Source organism: Staphylococcus sp. ACRSN, from assembly GCF_022346615.1.
Classification (GTDB): domain Bacteria; phylum Bacillota; class Bacilli; order Staphylococcales; family Staphylococcaceae; genus Staphylococcus.
On sequence record NZ_JAKRNS010000017.1, the window covers coordinates 1 to 25,542 of the forward strand.

Annotated in this window: 34 protein-coding genes; 33 read left to right on the plus strand and 1 reads right to left on the minus strand. The window is 30.6% G+C overall.

Annotation, left to right across the window (positions count from 1 at the left end; translation table 11 throughout):
- Window positions 1-592: 592 nt before the first annotated feature.
- The 30 genes from MHZ36_RS13120 to MHZ36_RS13265 all read left to right on the plus strand — a co-directional run bounded on the left by MHZ36_RS13120 (window position 593) and on the right by MHZ36_RS13265 (window position 22,509).
- Complete coding sequence (locus MHZ36_RS13120) at window positions 593-3,766, plus strand: helicase HerA domain-containing protein (RefSeq protein WP_239232165.1); 3,174 nt, start codon at window positions 593-595, stop codon at window positions 3,764-3,766.
- 48 nt (window positions 3,767-3,814) lie between these two features.
- Window positions 3,815-4,675: a replication-relaxation family protein gene (locus tag MHZ36_RS13125; RefSeq protein WP_239232166.1), complete on the plus strand. Its 861-nt coding sequence runs from the start codon at window positions 3,815-3,817 to the stop codon at window positions 4,673-4,675.
- 16 nt (window positions 4,676-4,691) lie between these two features.
- Window positions 4,692-4,910, plus strand: coding sequence for a hypothetical protein (locus MHZ36_RS13130; protein ID WP_204171375.1), 219 nt, complete (start codon window positions 4,692-4,694; stop codon window positions 4,908-4,910).
- 15 nt (window positions 4,911-4,925) lie between these two features.
- Window positions 4,926-5,990 (plus strand): conjugal transfer protein, encoded by a 1,065-nt coding sequence (locus MHZ36_RS13135; RefSeq protein WP_239232167.1) that lies wholly within the window; start codon window positions 4,926-4,928, stop codon window positions 5,988-5,990.
- Window positions 5,991-6,004: 14 nt separating this feature from the next.
- Window positions 6,005-6,223: a TcpD family membrane protein gene (locus MHZ36_RS13140; RefSeq protein WP_204171373.1), complete on the plus strand. Its 219-nt coding sequence runs from the start codon at window positions 6,005-6,007 to the stop codon at window positions 6,221-6,223.
- A gap of 15 nt (window positions 6,224-6,238) precedes the next feature.
- Window positions 6,239-6,643: a TcpE family conjugal transfer membrane protein gene (locus tag MHZ36_RS13145; RefSeq protein ID WP_239232168.1), complete on the plus strand. Its 405-nt coding sequence runs from the start codon at window positions 6,239-6,241 to the stop codon at window positions 6,641-6,643.
- 23 nt (window positions 6,644-6,666) lie between these two features.
- Window positions 6,667-9,339, plus strand: coding sequence for an ATP-binding protein (locus tag MHZ36_RS13150; protein WP_239232169.1), 2,673 nt, complete (start codon window positions 6,667-6,669; stop codon window positions 9,337-9,339).
- Window positions 9,336-9,920 (plus strand): hypothetical protein, encoded by a 585-nt coding sequence (locus MHZ36_RS13155; protein WP_204174337.1) that lies wholly within the window; start codon window positions 9,336-9,338, stop codon window positions 9,918-9,920. Before MHZ36_RS13150 ends, MHZ36_RS13155 begins: the two co-directional genes overlap by 4 nt.
- Window positions 9,921-9,924: 4 nt before the next feature.
- On the plus strand, window positions 9,925-12,300 hold the full coding sequence (locus MHZ36_RS13160) for a CD3337/EF1877 family mobilome membrane protein (RefSeq protein WP_239232170.1): 2,376 nt from the start codon (window positions 9,925-9,927) through the stop codon (window positions 12,298-12,300).
- A 27-nt stretch (window positions 12,301-12,327) separates the two neighbouring features.
- Complete coding sequence (locus MHZ36_RS13165; RefSeq protein ID WP_239232171.1) at window positions 12,328-13,362, plus strand: CHAP domain-containing protein; 1,035 nt, start codon at window positions 12,328-12,330, stop codon at window positions 13,360-13,362.
- 11 nt (window positions 13,363-13,373) lie between these two features.
- Entirely contained in the window at window positions 13,374-13,994 is a 621-nt protein-coding gene (locus tag MHZ36_RS13170) for a hypothetical protein (protein WP_204171367.1), read from the plus strand.
- Between the two features lie 140 nt (window positions 13,995-14,134).
- The gene (locus tag MHZ36_RS13175; RefSeq protein ID WP_180535454.1) at window positions 14,135-14,356 is read left to right on the plus strand and encodes a hypothetical protein; all 222 of its coding nucleotides are present in this window, start codon (window positions 14,135-14,137) and stop codon (window positions 14,354-14,356) included.
- 74 nt (window positions 14,357-14,430) lie between these two features.
- A complete protein-coding gene (locus MHZ36_RS13180) occupies window positions 14,431-14,661 on the plus strand; it encodes a hypothetical protein (protein WP_204171365.1) in 231 nt (76 codons plus the stop codon).
- Window positions 14,662-14,757: 96 nt separating this feature from the next.
- Complete coding sequence (locus tag MHZ36_RS13185; RefSeq protein ID WP_239232172.1) at window positions 14,758-15,096, plus strand: hypothetical protein; 339 nt, start codon at window positions 14,758-14,760, stop codon at window positions 15,094-15,096.
- Window positions 15,089-15,244, plus strand: coding sequence for a hypothetical protein (locus MHZ36_RS13190; protein WP_239232173.1), 156 nt, complete (start codon window positions 15,089-15,091; stop codon window positions 15,242-15,244). Before MHZ36_RS13185 ends, MHZ36_RS13190 begins: the two co-directional genes overlap by 8 nt.
- A gap of 11 nt (window positions 15,245-15,255) precedes the next feature.
- Complete coding sequence (locus tag MHZ36_RS13195; RefSeq protein WP_239232174.1) at window positions 15,256-15,453, plus strand: hypothetical protein; 198 nt, start codon at window positions 15,256-15,258, stop codon at window positions 15,451-15,453.
- 139 nt (window positions 15,454-15,592) lie between these two features.
- Window positions 15,593-15,949 (plus strand): hypothetical protein, encoded by a 357-nt coding sequence (locus MHZ36_RS13200; RefSeq protein ID WP_204171362.1) that lies wholly within the window; start codon window positions 15,593-15,595, stop codon window positions 15,947-15,949.
- Between the two features lie 20 nt (window positions 15,950-15,969).
- Window positions 15,970-16,860 (plus strand): DNA/RNA non-specific endonuclease, encoded by an 891-nt coding sequence (locus MHZ36_RS13205; protein ID WP_239232175.1) that lies wholly within the window; start codon window positions 15,970-15,972, stop codon window positions 16,858-16,860.
- Between the two features lie 18 nt (window positions 16,861-16,878).
- A complete protein-coding gene (locus MHZ36_RS13210; protein ID WP_239232176.1) occupies window positions 16,879-17,310 on the plus strand; it encodes a hypothetical protein in 432 nt (143 codons plus the stop codon).
- Between the two features lie 335 nt (window positions 17,311-17,645).
- A complete protein-coding gene (locus tag MHZ36_RS13215) occupies window positions 17,646-18,137 on the plus strand; it encodes a JAB domain-containing protein (protein ID WP_239232177.1) in 492 nt (163 codons plus the stop codon).
- A 167-nt stretch (window positions 18,138-18,304) separates the two neighbouring features.
- Window positions 18,305-18,550 carry a hypothetical protein gene (locus tag MHZ36_RS13220; protein WP_239232178.1) on the plus strand — a complete coding sequence of 82 codons (246 nt, stop codon included), beginning with the start codon at window positions 18,305-18,307 and terminating at the stop codon, window positions 18,548-18,550.
- A 124-nt stretch (window positions 18,551-18,674) separates the two neighbouring features.
- On the plus strand, window positions 18,675-18,986 hold the full coding sequence (locus tag MHZ36_RS13225) for a hypothetical protein (protein ID WP_239232179.1): 312 nt from the start codon (window positions 18,675-18,677) through the stop codon (window positions 18,984-18,986).
- A gap of 13 nt (window positions 18,987-18,999) precedes the next feature.
- Entirely contained in the window at window positions 19,000-20,001 is a 1,002-nt protein-coding gene (locus MHZ36_RS13230; RefSeq protein WP_239232180.1) for a DUF1002 domain-containing protein, read from the plus strand.
- Window positions 20,002-20,014: 13 nt separating this feature from the next.
- Window positions 20,015-20,437: a hypothetical protein gene (locus tag MHZ36_RS13235; RefSeq protein WP_210128959.1), complete on the plus strand. Its 423-nt coding sequence runs from the start codon at window positions 20,015-20,017 to the stop codon at window positions 20,435-20,437.
- The gene (locus tag MHZ36_RS13240; RefSeq protein WP_210128960.1) at window positions 20,434-20,715 is read left to right on the plus strand and encodes a hypothetical protein; all 282 of its coding nucleotides are present in this window, start codon (window positions 20,434-20,436) and stop codon (window positions 20,713-20,715) included. Before MHZ36_RS13235 ends, MHZ36_RS13240 begins: the two co-directional genes overlap by 4 nt.
- A 115-nt stretch (window positions 20,716-20,830) precedes the next feature.
- Window positions 20,831-21,028 (plus strand): hypothetical protein, encoded by a 198-nt coding sequence (locus tag MHZ36_RS13245; RefSeq protein WP_180535468.1) that lies wholly within the window; start codon window positions 20,831-20,833, stop codon window positions 21,026-21,028.
- Window positions 21,029-21,082: 54 nt separating this feature from the next.
- The gene (locus MHZ36_RS13250; protein ID WP_239232181.1) at window positions 21,083-21,433 is read left to right on the plus strand and encodes a hypothetical protein; all 351 of its coding nucleotides are present in this window, start codon (window positions 21,083-21,085) and stop codon (window positions 21,431-21,433) included.
- 48 nt (window positions 21,434-21,481) lie between these two features.
- Window positions 21,482-21,763: a hypothetical protein gene (locus MHZ36_RS13255; RefSeq protein WP_239232182.1), complete on the plus strand. Its 282-nt coding sequence runs from the start codon at window positions 21,482-21,484 to the stop codon at window positions 21,761-21,763.
- A gap of 2 nt (window positions 21,764-21,765) precedes the next feature.
- Complete coding sequence (locus tag MHZ36_RS13260) at window positions 21,766-22,239, plus strand: hypothetical protein (RefSeq protein WP_239232183.1); 474 nt, start codon at window positions 21,766-21,768, stop codon at window positions 22,237-22,239.
- 27 nt (window positions 22,240-22,266) lie between these two features.
- Window positions 22,267-22,509 (plus strand): hypothetical protein, encoded by a 243-nt coding sequence (locus MHZ36_RS13265; RefSeq protein ID WP_239232184.1) that lies wholly within the window; start codon window positions 22,267-22,269, stop codon window positions 22,507-22,509.
- Window positions 22,510-22,592: 83 nt separating this feature from the next.
- On the opposite strand, the gene MHZ36_RS13270 is transcribed toward MHZ36_RS13265, so the two are convergent.
- Window positions 22,593-23,015 (minus strand): YolD-like family protein, encoded by a 423-nt coding sequence (locus MHZ36_RS13270; protein ID WP_436966630.1) that lies wholly within the window; start codon window positions 23,013-23,015, stop codon window positions 22,593-22,595.
- A gap of 60 nt (window positions 23,016-23,075) precedes the next feature.
- On the opposite strand from MHZ36_RS13270, the gene MHZ36_RS13275 reads away from it, so the two are divergent.
- The 3 genes from MHZ36_RS13275 (at window position 23,076) to MHZ36_RS13285 (ending at window position 25,535) form a co-directional block, all read left to right on the plus strand.
- On the plus strand, window positions 23,076-24,386 hold the full coding sequence (locus MHZ36_RS13275; RefSeq protein WP_239232186.1) for a TcaA second domain-containing protein: 1,311 nt from the start codon (window positions 23,076-23,078) through the stop codon (window positions 24,384-24,386).
- A gap of 76 nt (window positions 24,387-24,462) precedes the next feature.
- Entirely contained in the window at window positions 24,463-24,903 is a 441-nt protein-coding gene (locus MHZ36_RS13280) for a hypothetical protein (protein ID WP_239232187.1), read from the plus strand.
- 11 nt (window positions 24,904-24,914) lie between these two features.
- Entirely contained in the window at window positions 24,915-25,535 is a 621-nt protein-coding gene (locus MHZ36_RS13285; protein ID WP_239232188.1) for a hypothetical protein, read from the plus strand.
- Window positions 25,536-25,542 lie beyond the last annotated feature (7 nt).

Here is a 25,542-nt window from a genome sequence, read left to right on the forward strand (position 1 = left end):
TATATCTAAATACATATGCAAGTACATAGACAATATATATCTAAATACATATGCAAGTACATAGACAATATATATCTAAATACATATGCAAGTACATAGACAATATATATCTAAATACATAAAAAAAGAGCTTATGATCCTCTACAATCATAAGCTCCTGGAATGTCTATCCCACATTTTATAATAAGTTATTTGTTTCCAAAGGTAAAGTATTTATAAATATATATGGTATCTATATTCGAGTATATATCAGCTTTATATATACTATATTTAGATACATATATAGAGTATATATTATGACATATATATGATATATATATTACTTGGATAAAGTCATATTTTATTCGTCTTATATGTCAGTAAAATACATAATTTAGTACCTTTTATACACAGATTTTTGTTGCTTTTATCCGACATTTGTGTTACTATTACACTATCATAGTTAATATGATTGGAACTCCCCTACAATATATCATAATTAAATACATTACTAATTATTATGATATATCTGCTAGGGCGAGTTTTTATTAAGTCTCTCCAGACCGGGGGCGCGCCGTACCTTTACAACTTAATATTTCAAGGAGGTCATACAATGGCTACTAACAAAACTTCTGACACTGATCTGTTCATTAAACACAACTGGCCTTTCATTGTCATACTAGCTATTGTTATCTCTCTCTATTTCTTACGCAATTATTTATCTGAAAAGCTGAAATTATTCTTTGACTTCATAGAAGGGGAGAACATATTAAATTATATAATTGTTCTACTGATTTTATATTTATTGTTTATTTTATTTAGACATATTATGAAGAAAAAGAGAATGATTTGGTGTAGATATATGCCACATTTATCTGATGAAACAAACTCAGATAAAATTAAATTTATGTTGGCTGAAATAAATAAAGTTCGTTTGAAAAGATTAACAAGATGGATTTTAGGAAACGACTGGAAATCATTTATGATTAGAAAAGATGCAAACGGAAATATCTATTATTATTTTGCTATTGATAAAAGTTTAATGATAGAAATGCAAAGTGCATTAAGAAAATCATATCTAAATGCAAAGTTAGAATACGTAGGTGAGATTAGTATTCCATTTCCAACTAATAAGAAAGATAAGAAAAAGTATGTTGGTGGTAGAATGAATGTAACAAGAAAAGCAAAAAAACGTATGTTATCTTTCAAAAGATTCAAACATGATCATTTACCTAGTGTAATTACAGCTTTACCTAATGATTCATTTTTAAAAATTGATTTTAAACGTAGTGAGAAAAAACGAGCTTTAAGAAAAATCAGAGGTTCTGAAGAAGATATAAAAGAAACCAAAACTAAAGATAGAACAGGTCGACAAAAATTTGAATTACGAAACTTACAACATAGAATGCATGGTTCTGAAGTTGGTTTCAATTCTTTAATATCTTTAGCAACTAAATCAGAAAATGGATATCAAGGTTTAAAGTCTACATCTAATGCTATTGCTACAGCTTTAGAAGATGACGCGTCTTTATATTATAGAAAGTATAAAGGTGGAGTAACTAAATACCCTACAATACGCCCTACTTTAACCATGTTAGATGGGGGTGTTTTATTCTTAACGGGTTCTGAAATTTCTAACATTATACATCTACCAAATTATTCAGATGATCATTCAGATGATAGCGGGCTTATAGAAAAATTGAGAGATAAAACTGATATGCATGATAAAACCATTGATTTGTTAGATAACGGATTGTTTGATAATAAGAATGGCATCAAAGTAGGTTTTGTTAAATTAGCTAACGGTGCTAAACGTATGATTAAAGTAAATTTGGAAGCATTGAAAGATCATGTGGCCATAACTGGTAAAACTGGATCGGGTAAATCTTCTTTTATCGTTGCTATTCTTGATGGCTTGCTTAAAGGTCATTTTGATGAAAATAACAAAGATAAAGCAGTAGGTTTAACGTTTTTAGATCCAGGTCAAGATACAGCCCTAACTTTATATAATAGATTATTAAAATATTATAACGAAGGTGGGGACGTTGATTGGGATAAAATAAATTACTTGAATTTAAAAGATTCAGATTTCCCATTGGCTATGAATTTACTTGATAAAGATGTTGGTATTAATAGTGATACTTCGCTAAGTTCAATTGCTGAAGCTATATCAGATATTATTGAATCGGCTATGCCATCAGAGGCTCCAGTTGCTAAACGATTACTTGCGAAATGCATTGAAACATTATTAGCAGATGATGAAGCACATACAATACTAGATGTAAAATTGTTAGTTAAAAATACAACGTATCGAAATAAAATTATTGGAAGGATTAAAAATAATCCAGCTAATTACGAAATTGTAGAGTATTGGGCAACAGATGCTGAAGAAAATTTAAAAACATCTGAAACAGCATTAATGAATAGATTAGAAGTATTTACGAGTTCGCCAGTATTAAAGCGTATGTTTGGCCAAGATTATGCAGAATTTAATTTCAGAACTATTTTGGACGAGGGTCACATTAATTTATTAGACATGACAGGCTTAAGTCAGTCAGAAATGCGTATTATTGGTGGTTATCTTTCATATAGGTTTTATAAAGCATCAATAGGGAGACCTAGAAATTCACGTTTGCACATTTTAGGTTTCGATGAAACAAAGGTTTTAGGTAAAATGCCGTATTTGTCAAAAATCATTGCAGAAACTAGAAAATTTAATTTAGCAGGTTTAGTAGGAGCTCAAATGTTCAGTCAACTAGATACAGAACTTAAAAGAAGTATGCAAGATGTACAAGATAATTTTATTTCTTGCCTTCAGGGTGCTAGTGAAGCTAAAGAAGTATCAGGTTTTTTGAGTGATAAACGAGTACAAATTGAACCAAAGGATTTAACGAGGTTAAATCCTAAATTGAGAGAAGGTTATATAGCGCTTAAAGACACTGTAAAAGGTGAGACAGAACGCTATACTATGAAAGTTAAAATTGACCCACCAGTTAAATATGGTATGAATGGCCAAGTGGTTGGTCATGAATCAAAAGAAGAAGAAAAAGCATTAGATACTTCATTATTGATTGCTCATATGAGAAGGAAATTCAAACCAGGAATCAAGCATAAAAGCGAAGTTGATTTAGAAATTATTAAACGTATGAATCCCAGTGATGATCTAAGTCATTTGAATGTTACTGATATACAACCTATGAGTGATGGAGCAAAAGAGATATTAAAAGAAGAATTAAAAGAATTAGAGTTAATAAGAAATGCAGAAATACTGCCAGGCCAAGTGAAATTGTTTTATAGACAAGAACAAGCAACTGATGAAGAAAAAAGCCAAGCTTTAGAACAATCAAAAGCTATTTCAGAGCCACAGGTTGAAGATATACCTACTGATGAAAAAGAAGTAGAAGAAAAAGAAGATGTATCATTAACTTTAATGGAATCATTGGAGGGCGAAGAATCGCCGAATGAAAATGTTGATTCAGATAAAGGCAAAGGGACAAATGAAAAAATATCAAAAAATTCATATCAAAAAGTGAGTATTAATAGACAAGGGCTATATTCCTTGTGTGAATTTGTTGATGAACCCCCTACAGTGCCGAAAGAGAAAGTAAACACTATTGAAAATGTTGAAATAGCAGAATCAACCGAACAAGATAATACATCAAAGTCACAGCAAGATGAATCTAAACAACAAGAAAATTCCAAACAAAAAGAGCAAACAACACACGTTGATGAATCCTCTACTAATACAAAATCACAACGTAGAAGAAAAATTTCAGACTTACAATAATTGCTCCTGGAATGTCTATTTCAAATTTAAGATAGGGGGTGTCATTGAATGGCACAAATTAGTTTATCAGATGAAGATATTAAATTTTTATCTATGTTAGATGAATATACTTTTTTAGATAGGGATTTAATTCAAAAATATGTTTATCAATCAGTATCAAACATTGGCAGAAAGTTAACTAATCTAAAAGATAGTGGCTATATACAAGATTTTAAATCGCTATTCAGTAATCACTATAGACCTAAAAAAGTATATTCATTAACTGATAAAGGTTCAACAGTTGTAAAAGAAGTGTTAGGCGTAACCAATTATAGAACTATTAGAAAATTGCCAGTTACTTATTTGCATACATTAGAAGTTGCTAGAACAGTTTTAGCTTTCAAAAGTTCAGGTGAGAATATCGGCATGATGTTAAAAGAGTTTATGAATGAACGTTCAGCATACTTTGAATATGGTGCTAGTAAAAATCAATCTATACGGCCTGATGCAATGTTTGTAGTTGGTTTTGAAGATAGCGAAGAAGAAAATATAGGTATTTTGCTAGAAACTGAAAAAACAAAAACAAAACGGTCAGTCATTAAAGAGAAGATGGCCAAATACAAGGACTTTTTTCACGATGAAGAAATAAGAAATAATTATATAGATCAATTATCAATGTATTCAGAAGTTAATGATTGGATTTTATTATATGTAGCTTCAGATTCAGATATTGAAAGATATACAAAAAATCTATTATTGAGACAAAAGCCAAAACAGGGCGAAGAACCTACAAAAGATAAACCAGGTATAGATTTTCCAACATTATTAACTAATCTTGAATTTATAGAGCAGAACCCATATCAAAAAAATTACTTTGCGCTTGATCAAGAAAATTCCAGTGACAGATTTAATTTAGATGATCACTTATAAAGGGGCGTGATTGAAAATGGGAAGGATATTGAGCGCTATTGGAAGTTTGATATTTCTGATGGTCGTTGTAAAGTTGTTAGGTTTTGACACATCTTTTATCTATTCAATTTTAGAAATGATTAAAAACGGTGCAATAGATTTATTTCACTTATTACAAAATACAGTAGGTAACCAAATACTTATTATCGCAGGTGTTGTTTTAGTAATACTGTTAATCATTGGGAAAGCGAGATAAAGGAGGGCGTAAGTAATGAAGTTTAAGGCTTTGAGAAACATTTTAAAAACCATTAAATATAAATGGGATCAAAACGGTTCTGAAAAGAAGGCCGAGAAAGCCAGGAAAAAACAAAAAGCAAGTGAAATGCCACCCCAATACAAATATAGGAAAGCAGGAATTATAGCATTTTGGAGTGCTTTTGGTTTTATGCTTTTAATGTGTTTGTTAATGCTTGTTGCATTAATTGGGGGAGGTGATAAGCAGAATCAACAGAAGGTGAAGGCTGAGCCACAAAATCATGCTACTATGCAACCTGCTGTTGAATTTTCAAAAGAATTTGCAGAAAAATACTTAACGTATAAGTCAGAACAAGATCGTGAAGAACGAACAGCAACGTTAAGCCCATATTTTATTAAGGAAATGGAGGACGGTTCAGGCATAGAATTGCCGAATGATAAGGAAGTTGAATCAAGTGTAAAAAGCGTTGATTTGAAAGGAATTGAAGAATCAGGTAAAGATCGAAGTTATATCACATTGAAAGTCAATGTGAAGCAAACAGAGTATAAAACAGAACAGAAAGAAAAAGAAGTTAAAGACGGTAAGAAGAAGAAAAAAGTTAAGGAAGATGTGAAAGTTCCGAAAGATAGTGAAACCTCTAAATACTTAACTGTACCAGTCATTTATAAAAATGGTTCCTATGCTGTCTATGAATACCCACAATTTACAAAAGTGAATGAAAAAGATGCAGTAAGCTACAAAGATAATGATAGCAATTTAGTGCCAGCAACAGGGCAAAAAACAGATGTTAAGAAATTCTTAAATACATTCTTTGAAGTATATGCCAATGAATCTAAAGATAAAATTGCTTACATGTTAGATAACAAAGTTAACGTTAATACGATGGAAGGTAATTTGAAATTTGTTGAAATTGGAGATATTAACATCTTTAACGAAAAAGATAATAGTAACAATCTTGTTGCTGTTACTGATGTGAAATTCAAAGATGATGTAGGTACTGTTTACACATCAAGATACCATATAGAACTAACTAAGAAAGATGATAGATATATTGTTACTCAATTTGGAGAATCAAAATAAAAGGAGTGGTTTAAATGCCAAGTATTGAAGGATTAAAAGACTGGTTTTTAGAACAAGCAGAAAGTGCATTTGTAATTTTATTTATAGTAGCGATGATTTTTGCAATTTGGAAAAGGTCACTAGGTTTAGGGTTTACGTTTATTATTGTTGGTGCTGTTATTGGTATCTTCATCTATGCACCAGAAGCAATGCAATCATTAGCTCAAGGACTAAGAGGACTTTTAGGCTTCTAATAGTGGGGTGATTAAATGGCTGATAACCAAAAAGACAATGAAAGCATGTATGTAGAAAGTTATTACTTATCAAATTTCAAAAAATTCACTAGAAAGCTTTATAGAATTGGGGAAATGTCATTTCCCCAACCTATAAAAGCTAAAGTTTTTGCAATATTCATAGGTACATTAGTAGCATTATTCATTTTAAGATTAATACCATTTTTAAATATATTTGTTTCATGGATTCCGATATTTGTTTATTACGGTTTAATACCTGCTTTAGTTGCTTACCTACTTGCAGAGTTTAAAGAAGAAGATAGGGCGTTTTATAAATATTTCAAATCATATGTAAAATATTTAAGGCGTAAAAAGCAAAATGAAGCTTATCATAAAGGCGAAATAATCAAATTAAATGAAATGAAAAACGACGACTTATAGAAAAAAATACGGGGGTAATACTTATGAGACACGTCACATCAGAATTAACTAAATTTCCGTTTAAACATGTTGATGATAACCTTCTATTTACTTATAGTGGCGAGGTTTGGGCATTCTTTCGTGTTGCAGGTTTTTCATATGATTTAGAAAGTTATACAACTAAAATGACAGCTTTTTATAATCAAATGGATTATCTATCTAAACAAGTTTTAGACCTACAATTTCTTGCAATTCCGAATCAATCAGACGCATCAGCGATTATAGATGAACATATCAAGAGGTTAGAGTTTAAAAAGGCTAGCCAAAAATATGATTTATTTGAAAATGGCGTTCAAATGTTAAGCGCTTATAAAAAAGTTTTCAAACAAAAAAGCAAGACTAAAGAAAGTCGAACATATCAACTTATACTAGGTGTGCAGTTAAACCCTCAGAAAAATAAGTTCAAAAAAGGTAACAAAGGTAATCAAGCAATTAGTAACTTTAGAACATTTTTAAAGGGTTTAAGTTCAGGCGTAGATTATGCAGTAGGTTTTGACGGCAATATTTTAGACGAAACTGTACAGGCATACAAACAACAATCAAGATCAATTGAACGTAGTTTAAGTAAAGTGTTTTCAGCAGGAAAAACAGCCAACAACTTACAAAACCAAAACAGACCCGTATCAGCAATGAAAGACTTTGAAGTTGCGTATATGGTTGAATCAAATTATTCAGCAACACCTACAGCAAGGGAAATACTGTTTAGAGACGATTTGCCGTATGCTGAAGAAATAACAGTAGATCATGAAGGCCAACAATTAAAAGCGTATAAGCCTAATAGAGAAAAATATCAATCGCTACAAAGTGGTTTAATACGTGAATATGATGAAAACACTTTAGTTATCAAAAAACGTATCAGTAGTAAGACAGAAACAATGTATGCACGTTGTATAGTAGCATCAAAGTTTGAAGATAAAACAAGATTTCCTAATAAAGAATGGATTTATAAGTTGCAAAAACGTGTGAACTTCCCATTTACAATGTCTATGAGAACACATTACAAACCTAATGAAAAAACTGTAAAAGAATTAAGTAATGTAGAGTTAGAAATTAGCGCAGAACAAGCAGAGGCAATAAAAGCAGGTCAAAAAATTGATAGACGAGTTCAAACTAATGAAGGTAAATTAGTTAGTGTTAAGGAAATGTTAGAAACTAACGGCTTACCATCATATCAATTTAGTGTAGTTTTCAAAATTAATGCAAAAGATATTGATACTTTAAACGCACGTACAGAACAACTAGAGACTGAGTTAAGAAAATTCCAAATTGAAGCTGTAGCGCCTTTAGGTGAACAACCTGCACTGTTCATGGAACAAATGCCAGGAGGCAAACAATATTTACAAGACTATCAACATGATGCTGAACCTGGTTTCTTTGCAAGTGCCATGTTTGGAGCTACTAACTCTTTAGGTGATGATAAAGGTTTTCCAATTGGAAGAACTACAGACGGTAAAATTGTTTATATTTTCCCTGAGTTATCAGCGAAAGGCTTTGATAATGGAGTAAATAAAAACATTGGTTTAGGAACAATGGTTGCAGGTCAAACGGGATTTGGTAAATCTGTACTTATGAACTATTTAAGCTGGTGGGGCGCTCTTACAGGTTCATTTGTGTTTGTGCTTGACCCTAAAGGTGACCGTAAAAATTGGGAAAATGGCTTGCCATATATACCAAAAGAAAACATTAGAGTTTGGACTTTAGGAAAATCAAGAAAAGATGACGGTTCTCTTGATCCATTTAAAGTAAATGAAGATAGAGGCGAAGCAATAGATTCAGCATCAAATATATTTGAATATCTATTAAAAGCAGAATACGGAACGCACAAATCAAATATTTTATCTGAGGCTATCATGCACGCATCTACCTTTGATGATCGTTGTATGGAATATGCAATTGAATTTATTGGCCATATGAAAGAACAAGCAGATGAATCAGGTAGTATGATACCCGAAAAACATAATGCTTTAACAGAGTTATACGAGGCATTTATACAATTACAGACAAAAGATTTTACATCACTGTTAATTGCTAAAAAAGGACAACATACAGAATCACTAAGCTTTGATAAACCAGTTCAGGTACTAATGCTAGAAAATATGAACTTACCTAAAAAAGAAAAATCACCGAAAGAATATACACAAGATGAACATATTGCAACAGCGATTATGCTTTCATTAGGTGGTTTCTTGAAAAAATTCATGATTACAGATTTTGGAGAAAAAATAAAACGTCATAAATTTGCGCTATTTGATGAAACTTCAGCACTTGAAGCTAACGCGAGTGGTTCGCAAATGTTAGATGATGTTGTAAGACAAGGGCGTTATTATAATATGTCTCTTTTAAAAGGTTCTCAAAATGCTACCGATCATGGTCGTGATGCACCTAATATGAGTATGAAATTTAGCTTTAGACAGCAAACAACAGAAGAAGCTAAAACAATGTTACAAACATTAAACCTAGAAATTACTGATGAAAATATCGCGAAATTAAAATCATTACCACAAGGCACATGTTTATTCCAAGATATAAACGGTCGAACAGACCAATTAGTAGTTGATTTAATATTCCAAGAGTTATTTAACGCCTTCCAAACTGATACATCAAGTGAAGAAGAAAGAGACTTTGAGCGTGAACTCAGTAAGGCAGGTGCAAGATGAAGAAATTAAGTTTTTTACTAATTATAGCTTTAGCAGTTTTGTTGTCAGCATGTAATGCTGATGACAAAACTAAAAAAAATGATGGTAATGAGTTATTGGAAGCGACAAAAAATAAAAAAGCTGATGAAGTAGCACAAAGAACCTTATCTAATATTTTAGAACTAGATACAAGTAATTTGGCGAAAGATTTAGATGATGGGGCAGTTCAAACAGTATGCGAAAAGCATGGAATCAGTGAATCTGAAGGTTCTTGTAATCGTAAGACATTAGAAGAAAGCGAAACGTCTTTTGAACCTGATGGAGAATATAAAACTATTCTAGCTCAGTATGATGGTGATAGGGTTTCATATATTGCTACTCATGATAATGACGATGAACAGATTACTGATGTTACTGATTTTCCAGGAATTGATGATTCTGATTTAACATTAGTTAAATTTGTTGTAGATAAAGTAGATGGAGAGTATAAAGTTACTCAAATGTATGAATGGTTTGAAACTTCAAAAGTTCAGAAAAAATTTGAAGATAAAAATAACGTATATGAACTTAAAGGTAAATATTCAGACCTATTCGGGGAGTGAGTAGATGAATAAAGCGATAAAGTTAATATTGGTTGTAGCTTTGTTATTTGTTTGCTCAGTCAATAATAATAATAAAGCTTTAGCTGTAGATGATGAAAAACCTAATAATAATGGTTTGAAAGTTGAAAAACAGAAAATGGGTGTATATAAAGATGAAAACCCTAATTACGCAGTAGAAACATTGAATTATAAAGATATTAAAAATATAGAAGAAAAGAAAAAAGAAGAGGAAAAAGAGGCTAAGGAAAAAGGGATAAAAGATAAAATAGCAGGTGCTGTAGGTAGTGCTATTAATTTTGTTCCTAATACATTAGGTGATGTTAAAGACGATACAGGCAACGCAATTAAAGATCAAGGGTTGTTTGTAATGTCTAAAGTGTCAAATGGTTTAATGTCATGGACTGTTTTCATGACAGATTTGACACTTAATTTCTTTCACTTTGCTAACGATGCCGAAATTTTAAATTGGCTTATTGATGGTGTCGAAGGAAATATTCAAGATGTTGCAGGTATAGATAATTCAGGTATCAACGGAACGGGATTGTTTGGGCAGTTTATAGGCTTGATTACTGTATTCGTTCTATTCAGTGTAATCTATACAGCATTTTTAAAACGACAGCCAGTTGAGGCACTGAAAGGATTATTAACACCTATTATTTGTATGACATTAGCCATGTTATTAATTTCTAATATGGGGACATATTTAAAAGGAGTTAATAATATAACAAATACAGCTATGAATGAAATAGTTACATTCGGTGCAGGGGTTCAAGGTGATAGTGATATTGAAACCACTGAAGATGTACTTCATAAGGCTATGGTTTATTCACCATATGTAAACATGATGTTTGGTACTGATGATAATTCTGTAGTATCACAAGATCGTGTTAAATCATTGATGACTGAAAATGACAAAGAAAAACGAAAAAAATTGCTGAAAGAAGAATATAAAAATGGTAATGATATGGTTCACCCTGATAGTGTTGCCACGCAAATATTATATGGGTTTATATCTGTCATATGTGGAAGTATTTTAGGCGTTGCTGTATTAATCATTTCAATGTTTTTCTTGATATTACAAATAATACTCATATTATGGGCTTTTGTTGCTCCATTTGCTTTGATGTGGGCTTGCTTACCAGGACAATTTTTAGTAGCTCAAAAGTTCATACAAAAACTATTAACGCCATTTGTATACAAATTAGGGTTATCTCTATTAATCATGGTGTTAGGTGTAATTATAGGCCTTATTTCACAAATTGAAGTAATGGACGGCATAGTTGGTTATGGCCTTCAAATGGTATTGATTTTTGCTGTATTTATTACATTATTCTTAATTAGAAATAAAGTAATGTCTATATTTGTAGTAACTAAAGAAGGTAGATTATTAAATAATTTAATTCAATCGAATAATTTTGTACCTCAAACATTTGGGGGCGTGGCATCTAAAATGCCAGGCGCTTCAATGGTTGCTAGTACAGCAGGAGCTATAGGAGCTAGTCAACTGGGCAACTATTTAGCGAAAGCAGATGATAATACCATGTCTGAATATGGATCAGATAGTTCAGGTGGAGAGGCAAGACCTCAAATGTATCACATTAATGATTTTGCTGATTCAAGCAACGGTAATGATTCATCATTAAATGCAGGATCAGATTCAAGAAATCCACAATCATTAACAGCTGTAGCAGGTTCAAATACTTCTAATGATAGTGGTAATGATTTTGACGATAAAGAAGATTCAAGCAATGGTCAGCTAGAAAGTATGAATGACTATACAGGCAGGAATAATGAGAGAACGAATGAAAGTTTAAATGATTATGATGATAATCAAGAAGATTCAAGCGAATTTAAACTTCGTGATATTGGAAGTTATGCGTCTAAAGATTCAGATAGTACAACAGAGCAAATAGCAAGTGCAACGAGCCAAGCAGGAGGAAGTAGAGACGCAGAGGGTCTGAGCACAAATGATTCTATAGGTGAATCTAGCAGTACGGCAGGAATGGCAGGAATGGCAAAACTAAGTGATTATGTATCAAATGATGATAATGATACAGAAAATCTAAGTCTTAAGGACAAAAAAGACATGATAGGGAACGATATTTCAAATGCTATGATCAAACAAACAACTGGTATGGATGGCCAAATGCTCAAAAATGCAGAGGGTGACCTTAACGAAAAATTTGCAAACGATCCAGTAAGAAAATTTGCTAGAAAACAAGCAGGCACAAACTGGGAAGATAGGGACGAAAGAGGAATAGAAATTGATGAAGATTCAGAAAAAATAACAGATGATTCTAAAACAATAGAACGATCTAATGATCATGAATATAACTCAGATGATAATAATTCACAGAGTGATTCACAAGATGAAGATTAGAAACAACTTATTGGAGGAGGGGCTAACATGAAATCTAACAAAAAAGGATTATTTACAGTAGGTGGATTAATGATTTTCGGTGTTGTCTCTCTTTTAATGGTTTTTATCATTATATTTATAATATTTTCAATGTTTGGTGTAGGCGTGTTTGAAAGTACAAAAGAAGAAGAAGGAAGCAAAGGGTCAGCATATTGTGAAGGTGGTTCAGTATCAAAAAGTAAGATAGATACAGTATTTGAACAAAACGCTAAAGGTGGAGGCCTTGAAGGTAAAGGTGATTACATTATTAAAAGTGCTAAAAAGCACAAAATTGACCCTCAAATATTTATGGCCATTATTATACATGAAACAGGTTATGGAAAATCGGAAGCTGTAAAAACACATAATAATGTTGCAGGTATGATGGGATCAGGCGATTTATTTAAATTTGATAGTATAGAAGAAGGTATAGATGCAGCAGCTAAAAATCTATATGATTTGTATTTTAGTAAAGGTTTAACAACTGTAGACAAAATACAAAAGAAATATGCTCCTATTGGTGCAGATAACGATCCCCAAGATTCAAATAGTAATTGGAAGCCAACTATTAACAAATTAATTAAAAACCTTAATGATGGAAAAGCTTCAAAAGCTAAATGTAAATCTGACGGTGGGAAATTTAAAGATAACGGCAAAGACTACAAAGGTAAAATACCTGGTTGGTCAAATTCTGATCCAGGTAAAAATAATCTTTATACAGCCGGTCAATGTACATGGTATGCATATGGTATACGTCAAAAAATGGGTAAACCTATATCAACATTTTGGCACGATGCGCATAAATGGAATGAACGTGCTAAAGCAGAAGGTTACAAAGTAGGTACTAAGCCGAAAAAAGGCGCTGCCTGGATAGCTGAGCAAGGCGCAGGAGGCCACTCAACTGTAACGGGTCATGTTGGTATTGTAATAGATGTTAAAAGTGATAATGAGTTTGTAGTTACTGAAATGAACGCAAACGGAGGACCTTATAAAGTGGATCAAAGAACTGTAAAAATGACTGATGGTTATAGCTTTATTTATTAGGAGGTGTTTCAGTGAGTAAATTAACGAAAATATTAATATTTATATTAGTTGTTATATTTGTTGCTTATTTAGGCGTTAATGTATATGGGCAATATCAATCTAATATAAAATATGATAAAACAGCAGAAGAATTTGAACAGGAAAATAGAAAAAAAGGTAAGACTATTGATGATCTTAAAGCTGATCTTGCAGATAAAGAGAATTTAATCAACAGACAGAGTAAAGAATCAATGGATAAAGAAGAAAGACAAATACGAGAAACAACTGAAAAGTTTGTACGCCTCTTATTAGAGCAAAAACCTAAGACAAATTTTACTGATAAAAAAGATGATATGAAGCCATTAATCACTGAAAAATATTTTAAGTCATTATTTGGTGGTAAATCTGAAGCTAGATATAATTTGTACGGTGATTCAGAAGTAGAAAATATAAATGTGTATATGGACGAGTTCAAGCCTGAAAATGATAAGTATACCGTATTTGTTGAATTTGAAGAAAAACAAACAGATATTGAAGATGGTAATAAAGAGGTTAAAAAACAAGGTTCTGGTAAGGTAACATTAGAGCGTACAAAAAATAAATGGTTTGTAAGCAAATTTGAAAGATTCGCTTTAGACCCTACTAACTCTTAAGGTAGCATGTGTTCATGCTATCTTTTTTTATATTTTATAAACAAATTGGTTATAAATATTTTACATTTTGGTTGTTAGGTGATATATTATATTTAACAGCAAGACAGACAACCTAAAAATTAAAAGAGGAGTGATAAATAATGAAAGATGAAAAAGTGCAGTGTAGCGAATTTACAACACTCATTAACAGGGTTTTGTTAATGAAAAAGGAACATGACAATGTAGTTTATGTTTTTAAAGATGGTGCCTATATTGGAGAGATTGAACAGAAAGATTTAGCGCCTGAAGGAAATTTACTTAACGTAGCCAAACGAAAAATTAAGCAAGATGAATCTTATTTGTACAGATTGCAATACAGCTAATAAACAATGGAAAAATAAAGTGGTGGAATACTCGCAATGTTCCACCTCCTAATTAAATTAAAGGAGTGGTTAAAATGGTTGGAGCAATACAATTAAAAAGTGTGAAGTTTAATGCATATGGTTCAGAATTTGTTTTAAAACTGTGTGAGACATGTTGGGGTGATGAAGGTATAAGCGTATATAAAGATGGTTATTTTATAGGATTATTAGATTTATTGATTGCAGATGCTAACGAAGAACCTTTAATTTCAATTGCTAAAAGAATAAAAAAAGACGACACACTTCTTGATGAAGTGTACGCCTAACAATGAAAAAATAAAATGGTGGAATACTCGCAATATTCCACCTCCATTATAACATTTTTAAATATTAGATTCGATTTAAAATAGGAGGTTTTATAAATGTTAATTTATCATAATGAAAAAGATCTTGAAGGTATTTTAAATGCAATTAACGCTTATGAATTTCGAAACACTAAAAAGCCAACTAACAACATTAAAGAGGATTCGATAGTTAATCTTGCATCAGGTATTTTAGTTGTAGATGATATGGTTCAATCTATATCTGTTGATTTAAAGCTATATGATTTAACGATTGTAAAAGAAACAACATGTAAGAAATATCGTAAATCTGAGATTATTATTTTTGAAAAAGTCACTGAACTGATAATGTTTCTATGTAAATCATATAAAGAACAATTGTTGAGTGATACGGATTTTAGGATTGGTCAATATGTATGATAAAAATATAGAAGTTATAATTCAATGGTTACTTTTTATAAATCCTATAGCGTATGACGAAGATAAATTAAGGCAATTAAGTGTTGAAGAAATCGAAAAGCAATTTGTGCTTGCTCGTGAAACCCAACGTCAATATGAGGAAGAATAGGAGGCTAATTTATGACTATGAAAGCATTCAAAGCACATGGTAATAAATATCAATTTGTATACCAACTTAACTTTTGGGGAGAAACAGAGCTGATTTTATTTGAAAATGGCGAAGAAGTAGGTTTGCTAAACGTCAATTACAGCGTAGAAGAAGGCGAAAGAATAGTTAAAAATAATGAAGAATTTAAAAAAAGTGATGCAATTATTTGATGATGTGGCTATGCTTTAGGGTTATGATTACAAAAAAAGAGCAATCACAAAGTGATTGCTCAGTAGCGTTAACTGTAACAAAACCGTTAACACTAAAAAAGGTAATGTAATTATAACATAGAAAGCAGGAGGAAACATTATGAAATTTGAAGAAATCAAGAACGTATTAAATCATCAAGATACTGTATTCACACAGCAAGGAGGTTATAATGTGGCCGTAAATACGCAGATAGGGAAATATGTTAAGGAATCAGGCGAAGTATACACAGTTGGAGACTTAAAAAGTAATGATATTTCTAATTTAGAGGATCAAGCACCGATTGAATTATATAACTTACAAAAAGTCGGTGAAATATTAGGTATGTCAAGAATGGGTTTAAGATGGGCTTTAGATAATCAAGATTACAGTAAAGTACCTAAACCGATGTATGTAAATGAAACTAAAAGAGGAAATACTTATTTTTGGCTTCCTGAGCAATTTAAGCAACAAAAATAAAAATAGAGAGGTAAAACATCATGAAGTTATTTAAAAGCTTGTCAGTGGCCTTATTAGCGTTTGTAGTGCTAACTGGTTGTGATTTAGTAGATAGCTTGAAAAATGAAGCTGAGCAGGAACTAAAACAAAAATCTAGTGACGTAATGGAAGGCGTAAAAAATGAATTTTCAAACAAAAATACGCCAACAATAGAAAATAGTAAAGAAGATAAAAATTTAATTAACGCAAAAACTAATAGCGAAAATTATGCGTTTATAAATGGCAATAAAACATCATTAACAGAACAAGATCAGCAATTAATTTCACAAAAAGGAAACAATGAGTTTTGGGCTGATTATCCTGATTTAGATAAATTAGGTAGAGCAGGAAAAGTTACGGCTTTAGTGACACATGATGCTGTAGAAAGTCATTCATCAAAGGCACAAAAAAGGCCGTCATTTGATTATGGCGTACATGTAGCAGGTGAATATCAAGATGGTGTGTATGATCCAGTAAAGCAAACGTGGAAAGGCGAAAACTCTAATAATAAAATTACGCAGTTAGAAGGTTACAGAGGTTATTTATATAATAAATCTCATTCATTAGCCTGGTCATTAGGTGGCGACATGGAAACTCACAATTTAACTTTAGGGACAAGAGCTCAAAACGTAGGAAGCAATAAAGATTCTGAAGGTGGAGGCATGGGTTATCCTGAAACACAAATCAGAAATGCTATATATGATAATCCTAATGCTAAAGTATTTTACGAAATCACACCTGTTTATAATGGTAGTGAGTTAGTACCTAGAGGCTCACATGTTAGAGCATACTCAATTAATGATGATGGCCAAACTATAAACTTAAACGTTTGGATTGCTAACAAGCAAAAAGGCGTTGAAATTAATTATAAAGATGGTACACATTCAAAATAGAAGGTGAGGCGTTCTAATATGGGAAAGTATATTTTAATAGCCTTTTGGGTATTGGTTGTAATGTCCGTTGCTATTCCAACTATGGTTGATAGAATAGAAAAAGTTACTGATGACAATAAAATAAAGGAAGAAGAATTAAAAGATTATAAAGCGTTTCAAAATGAAACTGAAGTAATTAAAGGACAAGTTAAAGAGGCAAAAAAGGATAATCATTTAATTTTCCCTGATGATTACAACTTAACTGTTAAAATAACTGATGATGATATAAAAATGCTAAGTGTAAGTGAGCAAGAATATAGAACATATCAAGCAGGAAGTAATGTGCATTTTAGAATAGATAAGACTAATAATAATTCAATATTAAGAGATTTAAAAAATGAAAGTGATATAGATAGTTTGGAGGCTTATAAGGAGTACAACAAAAATAGTCCTAGACATTTATTTAAATGACTAGCATAACCGCTTCAAGCCAATATTTTAAAGAATATAATAGTAACGATTAATTAAATTTCCCCGTTCGACTAATTATTTAGACGTCAACTAAAAATCACGCAAAAAATAGCGTTACCTAGCTTACGCCAGGCATACACAATTTTTTACATGATTTTAGCTTTCTTACTAAATAATTAGTCGAACGGGGAAATTTATAAAAACAACAACCAAAATGTATATAAACACTTTACATATTGGTTGTTATTTGATATATTAGTATTAACGAAAGGAGGTAACAAAGCCGTATAGTCGTAATAAGGCACGACAACACTAAAAAAGGGAGTTTTACCAATATGAATAATGAAAACTATATTTACAAGGTGTTAGACGTTAAACAAGAATTTGAAATAACGTCAAAGCCACGTAAAAAAGCACAACGACCACAAGCAGTAGCCGAAATAATCAATGATTTATTAGGGATTGATGAAAGTTGCAAAGAGCATTTTGTTATGTTGGGTTTCAATACTCAATTAGAGGTTAATGTAGCCTATAAGATACACACAGGCACATTGACGGCTACAATGGTACACCCTAGGGAAGCATTTCAAGTTGCAATAATGAATAACTGTTCATCTGTTATATTTGCGCACAATCACCCTAGTGGGAGCTTAAAACCTAGTGATGCAGATATTAAAACAAGCTTAAGATTGAAATTAGTAGGTCAGTTATTACAAATTGAAGTATTAGATAGCTTAATTATTACAAAGAACGATGTAATAAGCCTTGAAGATAATGATTATCTTGATAATGCAACCATGGAGGACGTAGCAAACTTATTTTTATAATTGGCATGTGAGCCTAGACCCCGAAAAAACGGGGTCGGGGGGCTCGCCCAATTTAAAAAATTTTTTCAGTTCCGACCGACAAGAAAATCACTTGTCGACCTACACCGAAAAATTTTTAAATTGACCTCGCCCCCCGACCCCCTTTAAATAAAAAGGAGCGTATAACAATGAGATTCTTTAAAAATAAAAAAATAACTGTAAATCAACTACAAAAAATGGATATGGCAGATGAAAACGGCATAATTAACTATCAAAAATTTAGAAAATTTAAAGAAGAAGAACAAGAAAAAGGCTATAATATATATTTAGATGCTAAAGGTTTTAAACCTGATAATGACATAGAAATTATAGATAATGAGCCTATTATTTATAACGATAAAGAGCATGAACAGAAGAATGATATAATTGATTAAAAATTAATATAGTGAAAGGCATGATAGTATGACAATCTTTTTTAGTGTTGTTGTTGTAATTCTTATATTAATTTTTTACTTTAGTATGCTTAGGAAAAAGCAAATACTACAAAAAGTGAAAAATATGAGGGAAGATTCAAAAAAAGCTGTAAGAATAGATAACATAAATCACATATTAAAAAACAATCGTAATAACTTTGTATTAGTATATGAATTTGGGAAAATTGAGCTTAAACCAGGTCAATTAACATTTATAGACCCAGGCCATACAGAGAGAATATTTATCCCTGAGGCACAAGTGAAATTACAATATAAAAAATTTTTCAAATTCCCAATATACCCGAAGGGCATTAGTGAAAAAGAAATGCGAAAGTTTTATTTAAGTAATTTGAAAGTTTATATAGTTAAAGATAGATTTCAAAACTTATTAGTTTAAAGGAGTAACGACTATGAAAAACAAAATATTAATTTCTACTTTGTTAGCTTTAGGTGTTAGTGCCTCAACTGTAACGTTTGCTAGTGCAGAAGATAAAGCAACCAATGAAGATTGGAATAAACCTATATTTATACAAGGTAAAGACTTAGAGGGGGAAAGCCTAGAGGAAACTAAACAGAAATTAGATGTTAGCGATAAATATGAGAGGTTTTTTGTTAATGTAAATGATGTTCAAAAGTATGTACCTAATACAGGAAATTTAAGCTATATACATTCTAGTGCAACAATAGAAAGCAAAAAATTTGGTAAGGGTGTAGATGTAGATATAAAAACACCTGAAAATATTACTGAAGTAACAACAGATCAATATAGAAACGTAGCCATAACGGCAGGTATCGAAAATTCAAATATTAGTATTGCATCAATAGACCCAGTGACGGGCGAAGGTGCTTTAGCAGGTATTTTTAAAGTATATTCTATTAAAGGCGATTCATTAAACCAACAGGATATGGAAAATGCCAATAAGGAGATACAAGACATATCTCAAATTTCTAAAGAGAGCAAAAACCAAAATCAAGAAGGCTATTCTGATGAAGCATTAAACGCATCAATTGCAGATATCAAACAGCAACTTGCAGAAATCAGAAGTAAACAAGATGAGCAATTGACTGATGAACAGGTTAAAGATACTGTTAATGAAGTATTGAAAGATAAAGGTTTGAGTGAAATTTTAAACGATAACCAAAAAAATGTTATTACAGAAAATATGATGAATGTAGCAAATTCTAATTCATTAAATGCAAATCCTGAAGGATTTGAAAGTCAGGCTAAAGACTTATCAAAAAGTATACAAAAAAGCGCAGGGGACAAATTAGACAAGGCTAAAGAGTTTGTAAACTCAGATGAAAGTAAATCATTGGGACAAAAGATATTGGATATATTGAAAAATATAATGGATTCACTTTCAGATTTAATTAATCGTTTTGTTAGTTTCTTGCAAAACTTATTCAAATAAAAGGGGGCTAAACATGCTTCAAAGTAAGCATAATAGCATTTTGTCGGTAACGATGTTAAAGGGACATAGCAATATGTATATCATGGAAATTGACAGTCATTTAACCAAATCTAGTAAAACTATTTGTAATGTATTTGTAGATGAAACAAACAAAACAATTCATATATATGACGATTTAAGGCATAAATCGACAACTATTATTACAGAAATGAATAGAAATATAGCATTAGAATTTACTTCTTTGTTAGGCCTTGAATATAATCAATACAGATTTATATTGTATTATTCACCTATTAAACAAATACCTTTTATTGTTGAAGTTGATTTGAAAGATTTTTCATATTCGGAAGTGGCTAATAATGATGTATATACGCTATTTTATGAAATGGCTAAATTAAATAAACCTTTAATTTACGATAAGGAAGTGAGAGCGTGATAAAGTTTTTTGCTATTGTTGTTACATTGATATTTATTATTTGTTTGGCTATTGTAGTTGCTGAACTTGTAACTAAATGGTTAATGGATAAAAACGGTTTGAACTCAAAGGCATTAGATAGTGACCCGTTATTTTCAAAATTATTTTTAGGAGCAAAAATAATTATAATAATCGCCTTTATAGGTATGTTGATATTATGGATTCAATATTGGACGACACCTAAAGACTTAGATATTCCCAACACTGTAAATATGATAAATTTAGTTGCACTTAAATAGTAAGTGCAACTTTTTTTGAACTAAAGTTTCTAAAGATAAACTTTATGGTTGTCAAAGGTAAACTTGTGTGTTAATATAATAATTGTAGATAACATAACAAAAGGAGCTGTTAACAATGTTTGTAACAAAACAAGAGCTAAAAAAGGTGAACGTAAAAAAAGCATTTGATGAAGGAGTTAATTTCATCAAAATTACAGATGGTAGACACACAATATTTAGAATAAATGGTGTATATAAGGTAGAAGATTATAAAAGTAATCGGTTGTTACAGGTAACAACTAAAATGCCAAAATACATTAAACAATGTTTATAAAAGTAAGCCCCCAAGTGGGCTTACTATCTAATTATGAAAAGGTAGTGAAGTGTTATGTTAGCAGAGGTAAATAAGATTTTAAGTGATACAGAAACTTTGTATTTTAAATTAAAAGAAGATTACGAACTTGCGATCAATAAAGATATGTATGTAATTGAAAAAAACGGCCATATAAATTATGGACGCATTAAAGATACAAATATAGATATTGATAAAATAGTTCAAGAAGTTTCAGAAGCTCAAAAAATTATTGATGCTAATGAAGTTGCTGAAATATTGGGAATGACAAAGCAAAATGTTAATAAAAGTATGCGTAATCATTTCTATGAACGTATTCCAAAGCCATTATTTTATTATGAAAATAAAAGCTATACTAAATATTTTTGGTTAAGGTCGCAATTTTGATTGTTTTGTTATCTACAAGTGTAAAAATTAAAATTTAGGGGGCATTAAATGGATTCTATAAGAGAAGTAGACAGAGAAATTAGAAGTGCATATAAGGGGCTCAGCTTGAAAGCTAGGGTTAGTATTGTTTATGTAATTGCTATGTTAGCTTTAGCCTTTAGTATAAGTACACAAATGCTACAAAAAGATTATGAAACACTATTTCATTTATTCACTGTAGGATTAATAGAATATATAGCTAATATTATGATTGGTGGGGTATTTGTTACAGTTGTATTTTATGTATATTATAGGGTTAAGAAAAATAAAGATAATAAAGGTGGAGAATAAGCATGTGGACAATAATAGTAGTGATATTAGGTATTATAGGATATAAATATTTGGATTCTAGTGGAAAAAATAAATTAGCTAATGCGTATAATGTGCATATATCCAATTTTGAACCAGAACTTGTATCTATATTTAATATAGATGAAATAAATAATATCGCACAGACTAGCAATAATAAAGATGAATTGATTTTTAATTCAGGGGTAACATCAGTTGTAAATAATGAAAATTTTAAATTTGTAGAAGATGAAGAATCTGAAGGTATAGAATTTTCAATACCTACTGGTGAGGGCATGAGAAGAATGTTTCATAAAGAAAATAAGAACACACCTCTTAAAACAATACAAGAAGATGATCTTTTAGTTAAAAAGCAAATTATAGAATTTATAAATACACAGGGTATAAAAGTGTTTATAACTAAAGATAGATATTCAGAACTCAAGAAGATTAATATTACTTTTGCTAAAGATGAATAATAGTAAATTTGAAAAGGGGTTAAAGATATGGATTGGTTTGTGAACATAAACCCTGATGCTATAGTCCCGATATTGCAAATGATGTTATTAGTAGGCGTGTTCGGTCTGATGTGGGTATTGGCTGGAGGAGCAAAAGAATGTGAAACCCAAAAAGGAAAAGCGAAATTTTATTTATTAATATATTTTCCAATTTCATTATTTGGAGTTATAAGTGCTTTTTTAATTCCTGGCCTTTTCTTTTATGGAATTTACCCACTGTTTCAGAGGTGATTTCTAATTATATAGAATATAAATTTTACAAGCCCCCTATAAATAGAATATAAGATTTAGGGGGCTTATAATTTTAAAATTTTTTACTCTATATAGTAAATATTTGTTAACTCTATGATCCTTAATTGATCACTTTCATAAACATATAAAGCTGATTTTAAAGGGTCAACCTTATGTATGATGCCGTTAATTTCATCTATATAGCCATCATTATAAAATTTTAATGTGATTTCAGGATTATGAAACATTTTATAAAGTAATTTTTGATTAATTTCATTAATTTGATCGTCACTTAAGATAGGTTTTTCAATTTTATTTTGGTCAGATATATATTCATTTAGCATTTCATGCTGTAATGGAATTGTGGCCATAGGAAGCCATTTTTCCATTTTACGGCCGTCAGGTATTCTAGGGTTTAAATATTCTCTAGGTATGTTTCTATAATCTGTTTCGTATTTATATGGTTCAGGCATATGGGGGTTTATTACTTTTTTCAATAGGATCACCTCAACTAAATTATAGAACATGTGTTCGTATAAATAAAGCGTAATAGGTGTGTTTTAATAGTGGAAAATAGCAATTTGAAAAGAAGTGAGAAAGATAATAAGAAGCAATTTAATAAATTCAAGGCTTTTTGGATTCTATTATTAATCATAGTAATACTAATAATAGGCGTTGGAGTATATATATTATATTCTCATAGAAGCGCTACGGGACAGTTAGAAAACTTTCAACAGGCCATTAATAATAACGAATATGGAAAAATTTCAAATCAATTATCGAATAATGATATTGAAGTAACAAAAAACGATGCCAAAAACCTAACTAATTATTTAAAAGAGCCTGCAAATAAAACTAGGTTTAATAAAGAAATAGAGAAAATTAAGCATAATATCAAACAAAAAGAAGATGTTGATAAAGGCCATATCACTGATAAAACAGGAAAAACAATAATTGAAGTTAGGCAAAATGGTAAATCCTTTTTAATATTTGATGAATTGAAATTTGAACCAAAATTTTTTGATGTGTATATCAAAGGTAGTAACACAGAGGCAACATATCAATATAAAAATGGTCACAATGATAAATTTACTACCTTATCTGAAGCAAATAAGGTTACTAAAATTGGGCGCTTTATAGCAGGTAAGTATAATGTTGATGCTAAAAAAATATTTAAAAATGATGTGAAAGATGGTACGACTAATGGGAACTTTTTTATAAACACTGATAATAGAACCAAAGACGGTAAAGTCATGGCCAAAGATCATTTTAATCAAGCATGGTTTGAAGTAGATTTAAAAAATACTGATACTTTAGATGAAAATTCATTCAAATTATACATTAATAATAAAGAAGTAGATTATAAAGATAGTATGAGATATGGAAAATATCCAACTAATAGTCCATTAAATGTATATATTAAGGGGAAATCAGACGATAAAACATTTAAAACCAATAAAACGATTGTGAAAGATAAAGATACAACCAAACCACAAATAATAAAGCTTGAATTTGATAAAAATGAAATTGAGAAACACAAAAAGCAAATAGAGAAGAAAAAAGAAGAAGCTCAATCATTCATGACTGAATATACTGAGGACTTAAACAAAGCCTATAAACATCATAATTATAAATATGTATCTAAATACTTTGAAAAAGATACTGAAGTTGCAAAACATATTAAAGGCATGACTGAAGGTAAGCAAAAACTTAAATATAATAAGCCAAAATATTTAAAAACAAAGGTTGAGGGTTCTAATATTCATATAGAATTAAGTAAAAAGAATAATAGAGGAAATACAATTAACTCTAGTTATCAATTAAAGTACAATGATAAAGGCGAAAAGTTTAAAATCGTAAAATATCAAGATATTTAATCGACTATTACTTATAAGCAAGGTGCTTAAATTAGACGGTTAAAACGCTGTATATCAAGAACGGAAGGGTTTTTAAATGAAAAAAATATTAGATTCTAATCAACTTACTGATGAAAACATTCGTTACACAAACAGGGTGCAAAAAGATAAAGCAAAAGCCTTTGCCTTACCACTTCTATGCATGTTGTTACTAATACTAGAATTAAGTTTAAATTTAATTTTAAACATAGATACATTCATTATAGTAATTCTTACATTTATTTTATCTGCTTTTGTTAATGTTTATATAATATACACATTACAAAAAACTAAAATACTATTAGAGGTAATTTTTACAGCTGATCATAATAATGTATCGATAAAAACACTTAAGAATATGAATGAAAGTGAATTTAGGAAATTAGAAAGTGTTAGGGTTTCCTGGAGATCATTTAAAATAGAGTGGCTTATGGTAGTAATGAGTTGTTATGTATGTGTAGGAGTTCCATTTGCTAGTTACATCATTAATTTTCAGTGAGGAGTGACCACGTGGTTTATTTAAGAGGTGAAAAAACAAGACAAGAATTTACAGCTAAACATGACTTAAAACCAATATCATATCAAAAACTTTTAAAGGGACAAACAAAAGAAAGTGCAGGTGGCACAGAATTAACTGATCGTTATTATTGCTTCTTATACAACAGAAAAGGCATAGACGAGCAAAAAACGTTTATTTGTGGTTACCATATAGCAAAGGATTTACTGAGGCTAACAAATCAAGAAGAATTACCGTTATTTAATCCTTTAAAAACTGAACCAATATATCGAAATAATCAAGCTGAGGGTAATAATGGAAACAGAGCTATTAGGCAATGGGACGATGTGGCAAATCAATTAAGTGATGCTATTAATTTATTTATTGCTTACTGGGATAAACCTATTTATGGGGTTTTAGCAGAAATACATTCTGAAGTTAATACAAATTACTTTGAGACACCAAAAGACGGCAAAATTAAGGCCGTAAATACATGTTTATATAAAATAATTCATGAAAAGACTTTGAAAGACATAGAACAAGAGCTGTCAAAGAATAATGATATTAAGAGTTATGACTTTAACCTTCTTAATGAGGTATTGAAAAGAAACAATATTGAATCAAGTTTTGGTTAAATATATG